This is a genomic window from Streptomyces sp. R818, assembly GCF_056172735.1.
Genome location: NZ_JAOCNE010000008.1, coordinates 196,923 through 211,922 on the forward strand (window position 1 = coordinate 196,923; position 15,000 = coordinate 211,922).

Genomic DNA, 15,000 nt, shown 5'->3' on the forward strand with positions numbered 1-15,000 from the left:
CCTCCCCGCGGATGACCGCGAGCACTCCGTCCAGTTCGTCCGGTTTCACGAGGACGTCGCGCGCCTTGGAGCCCTCGCTCGGTCCGACGATGTTGCGCGACTCCATGAGGTCCATCAGGCGGCCGGCCTTGGCGAAGCCGACCCGAGCTTGCGCTGGAGCATCGACGTGGACCCGAACTGGGTGGAGACGACCAGCTCGGCCGCCGCGCACAGCAGGTCGAGGTCGTCGCCGATGTCCTCGTCGATCTCCTTCTTCTGCTTGGTGCCCACGGTGACGTCGTCGCGGAAGACGGGCGCCATCTGGTCCTTGCAGTGCTGCACGACGGCGTGGATCTCGTCCTCGGTGACGAACGCGCCCTGCATACGGGTCGGCTTGTTCGCACCCATGGGCAGATACAGACCGTCACCCTTGCCGATGAGCTTCTCGGCACCCGGCTGGTCCAGGATGACGCGGCTGTCGGCGAGCGAGGACGTGGCGAAGGCCAGGCGCGAGGGCACGTTCGCCTTGATCAGACCGGTGACGACGTCGACCGAGGGACGCTGCGTGGCGAGCACCAGGTGGATACCGGCCGCGCGCGCGAGCTGCGTGATGCGCACGATGGCGTCCTCGACGTCGCGCGGGGCGACCATCATCAGGTCGGCGAGCTCGTCGACGATCACCAGCAGGTACGGGTAGGTCTTCAGCTCCCGCTCGCTGCCCTCGGGCGTCTTCAGCTTGCCGTCGCGGATCGCCTGGTTGAAGTCGTCGATGTGCCGGTAGCCGAAGGCGGCGAGGTCGTCGTAGCGCAGGTCCATCTCGCGCACGACCCACTGCAGCGCCTCCGCGGCCTTCTTGGGGTTGGTGATGATCGGCGTGATGAGGTGCGGGATGCCCTCGTACGCCGTCAGCTCCACGCGCTTGGGGTCGACGAGGACCATCCGCACGTCCTCCGGGGTCGCCCGCATCATGATCGAGGTGATCAGGCAGTTGATGCAGGACGACTTGCCGGACCCGGTGGCGCCCGCGACCAGGATGTGCGGCATCTTCGCGAGGTTGGACATCACATAGCCGCCCTCGACGTCCTTGCCGAGCGCGACCAGCATCGGGTGATCGTCCTCGGCGGCGTCGGCGAGGCGCAGCACGTCCCCGACGTTGACCATCTCGCGGTCGGTGTTCGGGATCTCGATGCCGACCGCGGACTTGCCGGGGATCGGGCTGATGATCCGCACGTCCGGCGAGGCGACCGCGTACGCGATGTTCTTCGCCAGGGCGGTGATCTTCTCGACCTTCACGGCGGGCCCGAGCTCGACCTCGTAGCGCGTGACCGTCGGCCCGCGCGTGAAGCCCGTGACGGCCGCGTCGACCTTGAACTCGGTGAAGACGGTGGTCAGCGACTCCACGACGGCGTCGTTCGCGGCGCTGCGCGACTTCCCCGGGCCGCCCCGCGTCAGGAGGTCGAGCTTCGGCAGCGCGTACGTGATGTCCCCGGCGAGCTGGAGCTGCTCCGCGCGCGCGGGCAGCTCGCGGGCGTCCTCGGGCGCCGCCTTGGTCAGGTCGGGGACGGCGAGCTTAGACGGAGTCGGCTCGGGCTCCTGGGCGACCGGCGCGGACTTCTTGCCGCGCGCCGTCGGCACCGGCGCCGTGCGCTCCGGCGCGGGCGCCTTGCCCGAACGTTCCGCCCGCTCCCCTTCGTCGCGCTCCGTGCCGACGCCCTGGGTGAGGTCGGCGACCAGCGGCGACGGCGGCATCCCGTGCAGCACGGCACCGTCGAGCGCCGCGGCGGCAGCGGCGGCCACGTCCACGGCGTCCATGGAGCGCTCCATGGACGGCTGCGCGGACGAGCGCCGGGGCCTGCGCCGCTTGGCGGCGAGGGCGTCCTCCTCTATGCGGTCGGGGTCGTACGCCCCGGACGCGGAGGCGCTGGAGCGCCGCCTGGCGGGCGCGGGCGGGGCCTCGCGCCACTCGTCCTCGTAGTCGTCGGCGATCAGCTCCTCGGCGGCCAGGTCGTCGTGGACGATGCCGAGCCGCACGCCGAGCAGGCGCAGCCGCTGCGGAATCGCGTTGACCGGCGTCGCGGTGACCACGAGGAGGCCGAACACGGTGAGCAGGACGAGCAGCGGCACCGCGAGCACGTCGGTCATCGTGAAGCTCAGCGGGGTCGCGGCGGCCCAGCCGATGAGCCCGCCCGCGTCCCTTATGGCCTGCATGCCGTCCGCGCGCGCGGGTGAGCCGCACGCGATGTGGACCTGGCCGAGCACGCCGACGACGAGCGCGGAGAGGCCGATGACGATGCGCCCGTTGGCCTCGGGCTTCTCCGGGTGGCGGATGAGGCGTACGGCGATGACCCCGACCAGTATCGGCACGAGCAGGTCGAGCCGGCCGAACGCGCCGGTCACCAGCATCTCGACGAGGTCGCCGACCGGGCCCTGCAGGTTCGACCAGGTACCGGCCGCGCAGACCAGTCCGACGCCGAGCAGGAGCAGCGCCAGGCCGTCCTTGCGGTGCGCCGGGTCGAGCCCCTTCGCGCCGCGCCCTATGCCGCGGAACATGGCTCCCACGCTGTGCGCGACGCCGAGCCACAGGGCGCGCACCACGCGGTACAGGCCCCCGGTGGGGCTGGGCGCCGCCTTGGGCGCGGGCTTCTTCGCCACCGCCTTCTTCACGGGCGCCTTCGCGACCTTCTTGGCGGGGGCTTTTTTCGCAGGGGCCTTCTTCGCCGGAGCCTTGGTGGGCGCTGCCGCCTTTTTCGCGGGCGGCTTCTTGGCTGCGGGACGTGAGGCCATAGGTGTGAGGTTACCGGGGGAGGCGCCCACGTACACGTGTGCCCAGTGCTTCACCCTTTTGTGTCGCGGACCTGGGGTGCCCGAACTGACGCGCCCTCAAAGCCGGGGCGGAGCCTCAGCTCTGGGACGGCAGGGACGGCGCGCCGTTGCCCGCGCCGGGCTCCAGGGCGTCAAGGGCTCTGCGCAGACCGGTGAGTTTGCGCTCCAGGTGGGCGGCGGTGGCGACCGCGGCCGCGTCCGCCGACTCCTCGTCCAGCTGCTTGGAGAGCGCCTCGGCCTGCTCCTCGACGGCGGCGAGACGCGCGGACAGCTCGGCGAGCAGCCCCGCGGGCTCCTTGGTGTCGCCGACGGCCCGGCCACCGCCCTCCAGCTGGAGGCGGAGCAGAGCCGCCTGCTCACGCAGCTGGCAGTTCTTCATGTACAGCTCGACGAACACCGAGACCTTGGCGCGCAGCACCCACGGGTCGAACGGCTTGGAGATGTAGTCCACCGCGCCCGCCGCGTAGCCGCGGAAGGTGTGGTGCGGGCCATGGTTGATCGCCGTGAGGAAGATGATCGGGATGTCCCGTGTCCGCTCCCGCCGCTTGATGTGCGCCGCGGTTTCGAATCCGTCCATTCCGGGCATCTGAACGTCCAACAGAATGACCGCGAAATCGTCCGTGAGCAGCGCTTTGAGCGCTTCCTCCCCGGACGATGCCCGCACCAGCGTCTGATCGAGCGCGGAGAGGATGGCCTCCAGCGCCAGCAGATTCTCCGGCCGGTCATCGACCAGGAGGATCTTGGCCTTCTGCACCATGGCCCGCCCTCCTCGCCCCGGCATGGGGCCGCCCCTGTCCGCAGGATTCTGGGAGGCTCCTTCCGCCGCCCCAGGGGACGGCTTCCTGGCGCCGTCCGTCCTTGTGCCGGTCATCGTAGCCGCACCCCGCCTGCCGCCACACCCTGTCACCGAGATGTCACTGTGCACGTAGCAGAAACGCAGTGGGAGACCAGAAGGTTCCCCGGTTACCGCACTTCTACACGGATGTGGCCACACTCAGTCAGCAACGCCGCGTGAATGTTCGGCGATTCGGTCACTCCCCTCGCATCCATTGCTCCATCACCGCAAGGAGATGATCGGGATCCACCGGCTTCGTGACGTAGTCGGAAGCGCCGGACTCGATCGCCTTCTCCCGGTCGCCCTTCATCGCCTTGGCGGTGAGCGCGATGATCGGCAGACCGGCGAACTGCGGCATCCTGCGGATCGCCGTCGTCGTCGCGTAGCCGTCCATCTCGGGCATCATGATGTCCATCAGGACGACCGTCACGTCGTCGTGCTGCTCCAGGACCTCGATGCCCTCGCGCCCGTTCTCCGCGTACAGGACCGACAGGCCGTGCTGCTCCAGGACGCTGGTGAGCGCGAAGACGTTGCGGATGTCGTCGTCGACGATGAGCACCTTCTCGCCGCCGAAGTGGAACGTGCGCCGCACCTTGGGCGCCTCCTCCTCCAGCTCCTCCCAGTGCGGCTGCGCGGACGCGGTCCGCCCCGTGGGCGCCGGACGGGCCTCGGGTGCCGGTGCGGACCGGCGGCGGCGCCGGAAGAGCGCCGCGGCCCCGCTCTGCGTCTCCTGGTACGACTTCACCTCGGCCGGCGTCTCCACCTGGGCGGGCGCCTCCGGGGCCGCGTCCAGGGCCAGCGGCCGGCCCGGCTCGACGGCCGGGGCGAGCTGCGTGTACCCCTGGGGCGGCAGCTCGGCCGGGTGCAGCGGCAGGTACAGCGTGAAGGTGGAGCCGCGCCCCGGCTCGCTCGCCGCGTGGATCTCACCGCCGAGCAGCCGGGCGATCTCCCGGCTGATGGAGAGCCCGAGGCCCGTACCGCCGTACTTGCGGCTCGTGGTGCCGTCGGCCTGCTTGAACGCCTCGAAGATCACCCGCATCTTGCTGGCCGCGATCCCGATGCCGGTGTCGGTCACCGAGAAGGCGATCAGGTCACCGTCCGCCTCGCGCAGCGAGCCCGCTTCCAGAAGCTGTTCACGGATCGCGTTCGGCACGTCGACGCCCGCGGGCCGGATGACGAGCTCCACGGCGCCGGAGTCGGTGAACTTCACCGCGTTGGACAGCAGGTTGCGCAGCACCTGCAGCAGGCGCTGCTCGTCGGTGTGCAGCGTGGTGGGCAGCTCCGGCGACACCCGTACGGAGAAGTCGAGTTGCTTCTCCGCGGTCAGCGGCCGGAACGTCGCCTCCACGTAGTCGACCAGCTGCACCAGCGCGATCCGCGTCGGCGAGACGTCCATCTTGCCCGCCTCGACCTTCGACAGGTCCAGGATGTCGTTGATCAGCTGGAGCAGGTCGGAGCCCGCGCCATGGATCGTCTCGGCGAACTCGACCTGCTTGGGCGTGAGGTTCGCGTCGGCGTTGTCGGCGAGCAACTTGGCCAGAATCAGCAGCGAGTTGAGCGGAGTGCGCAGCTCGTGCGACATGTTCGCGAGGAACTCGCTCTTGTAGCGCATCGACACCGCGAGCTGCTCGGCGCGCTCCTCAAGGACCTGCCGCGCCTCCTCGATCTCGGTGTTCTTCACCTCGATGTCGCGGTTCTGCTGGGCGAGGAGTTCGGCCTTCTCCTCCAGTTCGGCGTTGGACGCCTGGAGCGCCTTCTGCCGGTTCTCCAACTCGGCGGAGCGCTCCCGCAGTTGCTCGGTCAGCTCCTGCGACTGCTTGAGCAGCACCTCCGTCTTGGTGTTGACGGAGATCGTGTTGACGCTCGTCGCGATCATCTCGGCGATCTGTCCCAGGAAATCCTTCTGGATCTGCGTGAACGGCGTGAAGGACGCCAGTTCGATGACACCGAGCACCGTGCCCTCGAAAAGCACCGGGATCACGATGACCTGGGCGGGCGGCGCCTCACCGAGCCCCGAGGAGATCTTCAGGTAGCCGCTGGGCGCGTTGTCGACCAGGATCGTGCGCCGCTCCTTGGCTGCGGTCCCGATGAGCGTCTCACCGGGCCGGAACGAGGTCGGCATGGACCCCATGGAGTAGCCGTAGCTGCCGCACATGCGCAGCTCGTACGCGTCCTCGTCGGCGGTCGTCGGATCGGCGCCGTCGTCCAGGGGCGACGCCAGGAAGAACGCTCCGTGCTGTGCGGAGACCACCGGCGTCAGCTCGCTCATGATCAGCGAGGCCACGTCGTCGAGGTCGCGGCGGCCCTGCATCAGGCCCGAGATGCGCGCCAGGTTGCCCTTCAGCCAGTCCTGCTCCTCGTTGGCGATCGTGGTGTCGCGCAGGTTGGAGATCATCTTGTTGATGTTGTCCTGGAGGACCTGGATCTCGCCCGCCGCGTCGACATCGATCTTCAGGTTGAGATCGCCGCGGGTCACCGCGGTGGCGACGGCCGCGATCGCGCGCACCTGCCGGGTCAGGTTCCCGGCCATCTCGTTCACGGACTCCGTCAGGTCGCGCCAGGTGCCGTCCACGTCACGCACGCGTGCCTGGCCGCCGAGCTGGCCCTCGGTGCCCACCTCGCGGGCCACGCGCGTGACCTGCTCGGCGAAGGACGACAGCTGGTCGACCATCGTGTTGATCGTCGTCTTCAGCTCGAGGATCTCGCCCCGCGCGTCGATGTCGATCTTCTTGGTCAGGTCGCCCTTGGCGATGGCGGTCGTCACCATCGCGATGTTGCGCACCTGGCCGGTCAGGTTCGACGCCATGCCGTTCACGGACTCGGTGAGGTCCTTCCACGTACCGGCCACACCGGGTACGCGGGCCTGGCCGCCGAGGATGCCGTCCGTGCCCACCTCGCGGGCCACCTTGGTGACCTGGTCCGCGAACGAGCTCAGCGTCTTGACCATCGTGTTGAACGTGTCGGCGAGCTGCGCGACCTCGCCGCGCGCCTCGATCGTCACCGTACGGGTCAGGTCGCCGTTGGCCACCGCGTTGGCGACCTGGGAGATGTTGCGCACCTGCATGGTCAGGTTGTTGGCCATCAGGTTGACGTTGTCGCTCAGGTCCTTCCAGATGCCGGTGATGCCCGACACCCGCGCCTGACCGCCGAGCTGGCCCTCGGTGCCCACCTCGCGCGCGACGCGCGTCACCTGCTCGGCGAACGACGACAGCTGGTCGACCATCGTGTTGACGGTCGTCACGAGTTCGAGGATCTCGCCCTTGGCGTCGACGGTGATCTTCTTGGACAGGTCGCCGCGCGCCACGGCCGTGGTGACCTCGGCGATGTTGCGCACCTGGAGCGTCAGGTTGTTCGCCATGCCGTTCACGGACTGCGTCAGGTCCTTCCACGTACCCGACACGCCCTGGACCTCGGCCTGGCCGCCGAGGATGCCGTCCGTCCCCACCTCGCGGGCCACCCGCGTCACCTGCTCGGCGAACGCGGAGAGCTGGTCCACCATCGTGTTGAGGGTGTTCTTCAGCTCCAGGATCTCGCCGCGCGCGTCCACGTCAATCTTCTGCGACAGGTCACCGCGCGCGACGGCCGTGGCGACCTGCGCGATGTTGCGGACCTGCGCGGTCAGGTTGCCCGCCATGCCGTTCACGGAGTCCGTCAGGTCGCGCCACACACCCGCGACGCCCGGCACCTGCGCCTGCCCGCCGAGGCGCCCCTCGGTGCCCACCTCGCGCGCGACGCGGGTCACCTGGTCGGCGAAGGCGGAGAGCTGGTCGACCATCGTGTTGATGGTGTTCTTCAGCTCGAGGATCTCCCCGCGCGCGTCGACGTCGATCTTCTGCGACAGGTCACCACGCGCCACAGCCGTGGTGACCTGGGCGATCTGCCGCACCTGGGAGGTCAGGTTCCCGGCCATGAAGTTGACGGAGTCGGTGAGCTCCTTCCACGTGCCGCTCACGCCGTCCACGCGGGCCTGGCCGCCGAGGCGGCCCTCCGTGCCCACGTCGCGCGCCATCCGGGTCACCTGGTCGGCGAAGGACGACAGCTGGTCCACCATCGTGTTGACGGTGTTCTTCAGCTGGAGCATCTCGCCGGACACGTCGACAGTGACCTTCTGCGACAGGTCACCATTGGCGACCGCCGTCGTCACCTGGGCGATGTTGCGCACCTGCCCGGTGAGGTTGCGGAAAGCCGTGTTCACAGAGTCCGTGAGGTCTTTCCAGGTCCCCGCGGCGCCCACCACGAGGGCCTGACCGCCCAGCTCACCCTCGACGCCGATCTCGCGCGCCACGCGCGTGACCTCGGAGCCGAAGGCGGACAGCTGGTCGACCATCGTGTTGACGGTGTTCTTCAGCTCCAGCATCTCGCCGGCGACGTCGACGGTGACCTTCTGCGACAGGTCACCGTTTGCCACCGCCGTGGTGACAGTGGCGATGTCACGCACCTGCGTGGTGAGGTTCCGGAAGACCGTGTTGACGGAGTCCGTCAGGTCCTTCCACGTCCCTGCCGCGCCCGGCACATTGGCCTGGCCGCCGAGCTGGCCCTCCGCGCCGACCTCGTTGGCGACGCGCGTCACCTCGTCCGCGAACGTGCGCAGCGTCTCGGTCATCTGGTTGATCGTCTCGGCCAGCTGGGCGACCTCGCCGCGCGCCGACACGGTGACCTTCTGCGACAGGTCGCCGTTGGCGACAGCCGTGGTGACCTGAGCGATGCCACGCACCTGGGCGGTCAGGTTGCCCGCCATGAGGTTCACCGAATCGGTGAGGTCCTTCCACACACCCGCCACACCGGGCACCTGCGCCTGGCCGCCCAGCTCGCCCTCGGTGCCGACCTCCCGTGCCACGCGGGTGACCTCGGAGGAGAACGACGACAGCTGGTCCACCATCGTGTTCACGGTGTTCTTCAGCTCGAGCATCTCGCCCGCGACGTGAACCGTGACCTTGCGGGACAAGTCACCCTTGGCCACCGCGGTGGTGACGAGAGCAATGTCACGCACCTGCGCGGTGAGCCGGTACGCCATCGTGTTGACCGAATCCGTGAGGTCCTTCCACGAACCGGACATTCCACGTACGCGCGCCTGCCCGCCGAGCTTGCCCTCGGTCCCCACTTCGCTGGCCACGCGCGTGACCTCGTCGGTGAACGTGGAGAGCTGGTCGACGAGGTTGTTGACGGTCCGCCCGACCTTCAGGAACTCGCCCCGCAACGGGTGCCCCGTCCCGTCCGGCACCTGGGAGCGCAGCTCCATGCGCGGCGACAGATCACCCTCGGCGACCGCGGTGAGCACCCGGCCGACCTCGGAGACCGGCCGTACGAGATCGTCGACGAGCGCGTTGGACGCGTTGATCGCGGCGGCCCAGGAACCCTCGCAGGCGCCCGTCTCCAGGCGCTCGGTCAGCTTGCCCTCGCGCCCGACCATGCGCCGGACCCGGGAAAGCTCCCCGGTCAGATGCAGATTCCGGTCGGCCACCTCGTTGAAGACAGCCGCGATCTCGGACATCACCCCGTCGCCGCTGACGGTGAGGCGCTTGCGGAAATTGCCGTCCCGCATCGCGACGAGCCCTGCCAACAGCCTGTTCAGCGCCGCCGTGTCCACCGTTGTGGTGCCATTGCGCGACTTGTGCTGTTTATTCAGGGACTGTCCGCCTTCCGCGCGCGCTTTCCTGCCCCGCGTCGCTGCGCCAGACTCCACTGTGTCCCTCCCGCAGGGGTCGACCTGAACTGCTTGGGTTGCTCGGGTTCGCTTCTACCGCCGCACCGGGTTCTCAATGCGTCCGTAACTGAAGCTTGCCCAGTGTTTCACCATGGCTGAACCAGGCCATAACAGTTCGGCAGCTTCGCACACGCTCCGCACACCCGCCGGAACGGAAACACGACGACCGGCATCCGCATGGACGGCGAAGGTAAGTAACCTTGGCAGCGGCTGTCCACCCACCCCGGTCCGCCCGGCTGGGCGGTGGCGGGAAACGAGCGGGCATCGGAGGGGCGGCCGCGACATGAGTACGGGAGAGCTTGGTCTCGACACTCGTACAGCGAGGACAACTCGTACAGGGAGTTCTGTGATCACCGCGCGCGCGGCTGCGACCTTCGAACCGGTCGGGCGATCCGTCGCGACCGCCCGCTCCTTCGTGCGCGACACCCTGCAAGGGTGGGGCTTCGCCGACATCATCGACGACGCGGTGGTCCTGACCAGCGAACTCGTCACGAACGCCGTCGTCCACGCGGGCACCTCCGCGGAGGTCCTGTGCCTGCGCGGCGACGACCATGTGCGCATCGAGGTCTCCGACCGCTATCCGGAACGGGAGATCCCGCTCCAGTCCTCCGCGATCAACATGGGCTCCCCCGACCGTGAGGGCGGCCGCGGCCTCCAGCTCTGTGCGGCCCTGGCAGGCCGCTGGGGCGTCGACTATTCGGCCACCCACAAGCAGGTCTGGTTCCAGATCGACCTGCCCGAGCGCTCGGTCGGCACCCGCGCCGCGGGCCCCGTCCTCCCCACCGACCTCCTCCCCCTCGCCGACGAGCGGGTCCGCGTCGCCGTCGTGCAGATCGACAGAGCCGGCGCGATCACCGCGTGGAACGAGGACGCGGAGCACCTCTTCGGCTACGGGGCCGAACAGGTCACCGGCAAGCCCCTCACCGACCTCGCCGCCTGGCCGCACACGCCCGGCACCAGCACCGGCATTGCCGACGCGCTCCGGCTCTCGCGCTGGGAGGGCAGCTACGGCATCCGCGGCGCCAGCGGCCGCGTCACCGCCGTCTACGCCTCCCACCTGCGCGTCCGCGACACCGACGGCGAACCCTCCACCGTCTGCCTCCTCGTGCGCGACCACGAGCGCGCCGTGCTCCAGACGCCGCTGCGCATGCCGACGTCGGAGAACGGCACCGCAGCCGAGAGCCAGAGCCCGGACGCCTTCGAGGTCTTCATCGGCTCCCCCGCCCCGGACGACCTCGACGGCCTCCTCCAGCGCACGGTCGAACGCGCCCGCGACATGCTCGACGCCGACGCCGCCTTCCTCCTCCTCGCCACCGACGACGAGACCGAGCTGGAGGTCCGCGCCTCCACCGGCCTGCCCTCCGCACGCCAGCGCTTCGCGCGCGTGCCGGTCGAGGTCGGCCCCGGCCGCTACGGCTCCGCAAGGATGCCCGCCGTCCACGAGGACCTCACCCAAGTCCCGGGCGCCGTGCCGCTGTTGAGCGGTACGGGCATGCGTTCGGTCGTCACTGTGCCGCTCAAGGTCGAGGGCCGCCTCACCGGCTCCCTCGGCGTCGCCGCGGAGGCCCCGGACCGCTACACCAACGAGGAGGCGCTGCGCCTCCAGTTCGCCGCCGACCGCATCGCCATGGCCGTCGAATCGGCCCGCCTCGGCGAGCTGGAGAAGCTGCGGCGCGGCTCCCTCAGCTTCCTCGTCGAAGCCTCCGACCTGCTCGCCGGCACGCTCGACCGCGACCAGACCCTGGCGCTCATGGCCCAGATGACGGTCCCCACGCTCGCCACCTGGTGCGCGGTCTACATGATCGCCGACCAGGTCTCGGAGCCGTACCTCTCCTACGTCCTGCACGAGGACGAGGACCGCATCGACGGCCTCAAGGCGCTCCTCTCCAAGATCACCCCGCCGGACCCGGTGCCCACCCCCGGCGCCCGCGTCTGGTCGGCCCCCGCCGAAGCGGCCCACCAGGCAGCGCTCCGTACGTCCATGCGCAGCCTGGGCCTCGGCGAACCCGCCAGCGTCACCTCGGGCATCGGCACCACTCTGGCCACGGCCTCCGCGGTCGGCGGCGAGACGGTCGTGCTGCCGCTCGTCGCCCGCAACCGCGTCATCGGCATGCTCACGCTCGGCAAGCCGACGGACGAACACTTCCGCCAGGAGATCCTGGAGCTGGCCGAGGACCTGAGCCGCCGAGCGGCCCTGGCCCTGGACAACGCGCGCCTCTACTCGGAGCGCATGGCCATCAGCCAGTCCCTCCAGCGCAGCCTCCTCCCGCCGGAGCTCCCGCACGTCCCGGGCGTCGAGGTGGAGGTCATCTACCGCGCGGCCGGCGAGGGCAACGAGGTGGGCGGCGACTTCTACGACCTCTTCCCGATCCGCGACGGCGCGTACGGCTTCGCCATCGGCGACGTCTGCGGCACGGGCCCCGAGGCCGCGGCCGTCACGGGCCTCGCCCGCCACGCGCTGCGCCTCCTCGCCCGCGAGGGCTTCGGCGGCCCGGCGGTCCTGGAGCGCCTGAACGCGGCGATCCTCGACGAGGGCGCCCGCAGCCGCTTCCTGACGTTGCTCTACGGGGAGTTGTGGCCGCAGGAGGACGGCTCGGCCGTGCTCAAGATGGTCTGCGCCGGACACCCGCAGCCGCTGCGCCTGCGCCAGGACGGCTCGGTCGAACCGTTCGCGGAGCCGCAGCCGCTGCTCGGCGTCATGGACGACCTCGAACTGTACGAGCAGACCATGACGCTCGACCCCGGCGACGTCCTGCTCTGCGTCACCGACGGCATCACGGAGCGCCGCGAGGGCACCCGCATGCTGGGCGACGACGGCCTGGCGGAGGTTCTGTCGGGCTGTACGGGCCTGACGGCCGGCGCGGTCGCGGGGCGCATCATGCGGGCGGTCGAGCGTTTCGCGGCGGACGCGCCCTCGGACGACATGGCAATTCTGACGATGCGGGTGCCGGAGATTCAGCACGACTGAGGGACAGGGGCAGGTCGTGGAATAACGAAAAGAGGCTCCCGCTCAAAGGGCGGGAGCCTCTTTCTTTGCTGAGCCCCCAAGCGGAATCGAACCGCTGACCTTCTCCTTACCATGGAGACGCTCTACCGACTGAGCTATAGGGGCCGGCCGCTTCGCGGTTTCCCGCTCGGCAACGAGATAAAGCATACCTGAAGTTCAGCCCCGCTCGAACCGCCCTCCGACCCTCGGCTAAAAGGCCGGTTGCAGCAGTCCGCCCAGTGCGTTGCAGGCGGAGACCAGGCGGTGAAGTTGTTTACGCGTCATGGCCGCGTCGACAGGAAGCGCCAATGTCTCATCGGCCGCCCGCTCGGTCTCGGGGAGTTCGGTGTCACGCCGGAACGCGGGCAGCCGGTGCACGGGAGTCTTCACCGGTACCCGGCATTCGACGCCCCTGCTCCGCAACGTCCGGGCGAAAGCGTCCCGGTCGGGCCGCCCGTTCCCGGGGACCCGCACGACGTACTGCTGATAGGTGTGCCCGTCGTGCCCTGCGGGTGTCCGTACCCCATTCAGCTTCCCGTTCAGATAGGCGGCGTGCGCCCTTCGTTGCACCAGCTCGTCGTACGGCTTCTCGGACTCGCCCTGTTCGAGGATGAGCAGCCCGTGCCGACTGCCGAGTTCGTGGAGCCGCGTGATGTCGGCCCGGTGTCCGAAGCGGTGAACGGCGATGACGGCGGAGGTCCGCGCGGTGACGCGGTCCGCCACGTGTGCCGGGTCGAGGCAGTAGGTGTCCGGGTCTATGTCGGCGAAGACGGGGGTCGCCCCGGCCTGAACGACCGCGTCGGCGACCTCGGGGTTACCGAAGGCCGGCACGATCACTTCGTCACCGGCTCCGACGCCTGCGGCCTGCAGCATTGCAACTGTGCCCATGACCGTGATGGTGCGCGCGGAACGTGAACACGGGGTGACACACAACAAAAAAGCCGCTGGCCTCGAGCAGAATGCTCAAGACCAGCGGCTTTTTATCAAAATTAGTTCGGCGGCGTCCTACTCTCCCACAGGGTCCCCCCTGCAGTACCATCGGCGCTGTGAGGCTTAGCTTCCGGGTTCGGAATGTAACCGGGCGTTTCCCTCACGCTATGACCACCGAAACACTATGAAACTGTCAACCGGAGCCGTGACCATGGCTACGACGGTTGTTCGTGGTTTCAGAACCAACACAGTGGACGCGAGCAACTGAGGACAAGCCCTCGGCCTATTAGTACCAGTCACCTCCACCCGTTACCGGGCTTCCAGATCTGGCCTATCAACCCAGTCGTCTACTGGGAGCCTTAACCCCTCATGGGGGTGGGAGTCCTCATCTCGAAGCAGGCTTCCCGCTTAGATGCTTTCAGCGGTTATCCTTTCCGAACGTAGCCAACCAGCCATGCCCTTGGCAGGACAACTGGCACACCAGAGGTTCGTCCGTCCCGGTCCTCTCGTACTAGGGACAGCCCTTCTCAAGACTCCTACGCGCACAGCGGATAGGGACCGAACTGTCTCACGACGTTCTAAACCCAGCTCGCGTACCGCTTTAATGGGCGAACAGCCCAACCCTTGGGACCGACTCCAGCCCCAGGATGCGACGAGCCGACATCGAGGTGCCAAACCATCCCGTCGATATGGACTCTTGGGGAAGATCAGCCTGTTATCCCCGGGGTACCTTTTATCCGTTGAGCGACGGCGCTTCCACAAGCCACCGCCGGATCACTAGTCCCGACTTTCGTCCCTGCTCGACCCGTCGGTCTCACAGTCAAGCTCCCTTGTGCACTTACACTCAACACCTGATTACCAACCAGGCTGAGGGAACCTTTGGGCGCCTCCGTTACTCTTTAGGAGGCAACCGCCCCAGTTAAACTACCCATCAGACACTGTCCCTGATCCGGATCACGGACCCAGGTTAGACATCCAGCACGACCAGAGTGGTATTTCAACGACGACTCCCCCTGAACTGGCGTCCAGAGTTCACAGTCTCCCACCTATCCTACACAAGCCGAACCGAACACCAATATCAAACTGTAGTAAAGGTCCCGGGGTCTTTCCGTCCTGCTGCGCGAAACGAGCATCTTTACTCGTAGTGCAATTTCACCGGGCCTATGGTTGAGACAGTCGAGAAGTCGTTACGCCATTCGTGCAGGTCGGAACTTACCCGACAAGGAATTTCGCTACCTTAGGATGGTTATAGTTACCACCGCCGTTTACTGGCGCTTAAGTTCTCAGCTTCGCACACCCGAAAGTGCACTAACCGGTCCCCTTAACGTTCCAGCACCGGGCAGGCGTCAGTCCGTATACATCGCCTTACGGCTTCGCACGGACCTGTGTTTTTAGTAAACAGTCGCTTCTCGCTGGTCTCTGCGGCCACCCCCAGCTCAGAGTGCAAGACTCATCACCGGTGATGGCCCCCCTTCTCCCGAAGTTACGGGGGCATTTTGCCGAGTTCCTTAACCATAGTTCACCCGAACGCCTCGGTATTCTCTACCTGACCACCTGAGTCGGTTTAGGGTACGGGCCGCCATGAAACTCGCTAGAGGCTTTTCTCGACAGCATAGGATCATCCACTTCACCACAATCGGCTCGGCATCAGGTCTCAGCCTTGATGTGCGACGGATTTACCTACCGCACGGCCTACACCCTTACCCCGGGACAACCACCGCCCGGGCTGGACTACCTTCCTGC

The 15,000-nt window shown here is 68.1% G+C and carries 6 protein-coding genes, 1 tRNA gene and 2 rRNA genes (1 of these 9 cut by a window edge); 1 reads left to right on the top strand and 8 read right to left on the bottom strand.

Translation table 11 applies throughout. The features are described from left to right. The 4 genes from N5I75_RS23095 to N5I75_RS23110 all read right to left on the bottom strand — a co-directional run. A partial coding sequence (locus tag N5I75_RS23095) for a hypothetical protein (protein WP_476680132.1) occupies positions 1-115 on the bottom strand: 115 nt, incomplete at its 3' end. Continuing rightward, positions 115-2,763 (bottom strand): DNA translocase FtsK, encoded by a 2,649-nt coding sequence (locus N5I75_RS23100; RefSeq protein ID WP_476680108.1) that lies wholly within the window; start codon positions 2,761-2,763, stop codon positions 115-117. The genes N5I75_RS23095 and N5I75_RS23100, both read right to left, overlap by 1 nt. A 115-nt stretch (positions 2,764-2,878) precedes the next feature. After that, complete coding sequence (locus tag N5I75_RS23105) at positions 2,879-3,559, bottom strand: response regulator (RefSeq protein WP_476680109.1); 681 nt, start codon at positions 3,557-3,559, stop codon at positions 2,879-2,881. A gap of 274 nt (positions 3,560-3,833) precedes the next feature. Further along, positions 3,834-9,320: a HAMP domain-containing protein gene (locus N5I75_RS23110; RefSeq protein WP_476680111.1), complete on the bottom strand. Its 5,487-nt coding sequence runs from the start codon at positions 9,318-9,320 to the stop codon at positions 3,834-3,836. A gap of 367 nt (positions 9,321-9,687) precedes the next feature. Between N5I75_RS23110 and N5I75_RS23115 the strand changes: the two genes are divergently transcribed. After that, positions 9,688-12,309 carry a SpoIIE family protein phosphatase gene (locus N5I75_RS23115; protein WP_476680113.1) on the top strand — a complete coding sequence of 874 codons (2,622 nt, stop codon included), beginning with the start codon at positions 9,688-9,690 and terminating at the stop codon, positions 12,307-12,309. Between the two features lie 71 nt (positions 12,310-12,380). Here N5I75_RS23115 and N5I75_RS23120 read toward each other — a convergent pair. From N5I75_RS23120 to N5I75_RS23135, 4 genes are all read right to left on the bottom strand, one after another. After that, positions 12,381-12,453 (bottom strand) — tRNA-Thr (locus tag N5I75_RS23120). Between the two features lie 84 nt (positions 12,454-12,537). Then, on the bottom strand, positions 12,538-13,200 hold the full coding sequence (locus N5I75_RS23125; RefSeq protein ID WP_476680134.1) for a DegT/DnrJ/EryC1/StrS family aminotransferase: 663 nt from the start codon (positions 13,198-13,200) through the stop codon (positions 12,538-12,540). A 119-nt stretch (positions 13,201-13,319) separates the two neighbouring features. After that, positions 13,320-13,436: ribosomal RNA gene (gene rrf / locus N5I75_RS23130) — 5S ribosomal RNA — on the bottom strand. 87 nt (positions 13,437-13,523) lie between these two features. Next, positions 13,524-15,000, bottom strand: a 23S ribosomal RNA gene (locus tag N5I75_RS23135) (it continues 1,646 nt past the right edge of the window).

Bases quoted from the DNA above. Each gene is read 5' to 3' on its own strand.
- N5I75_RS23100 (WP_476680108.1), bottom strand. From the start codon at position 2,763: ATGGCCTCACGTCCCGCAGCCAAGAAGCCGCCCGCGAAAAAGGCGGCA.
- N5I75_RS23105 (WP_476680109.1), bottom strand. From the start codon at position 3,559: ATGGTGCAGAAGGCCAAGATCCTCCTGGTCGATGACCGGCCGGAGAAT.
- N5I75_RS23125 (WP_476680134.1), bottom strand. From the start codon at position 13,200: ATGCTGCAGGCCGCAGGCGTCGGAGCCGGTGACGAAGTGATCGTGCCG.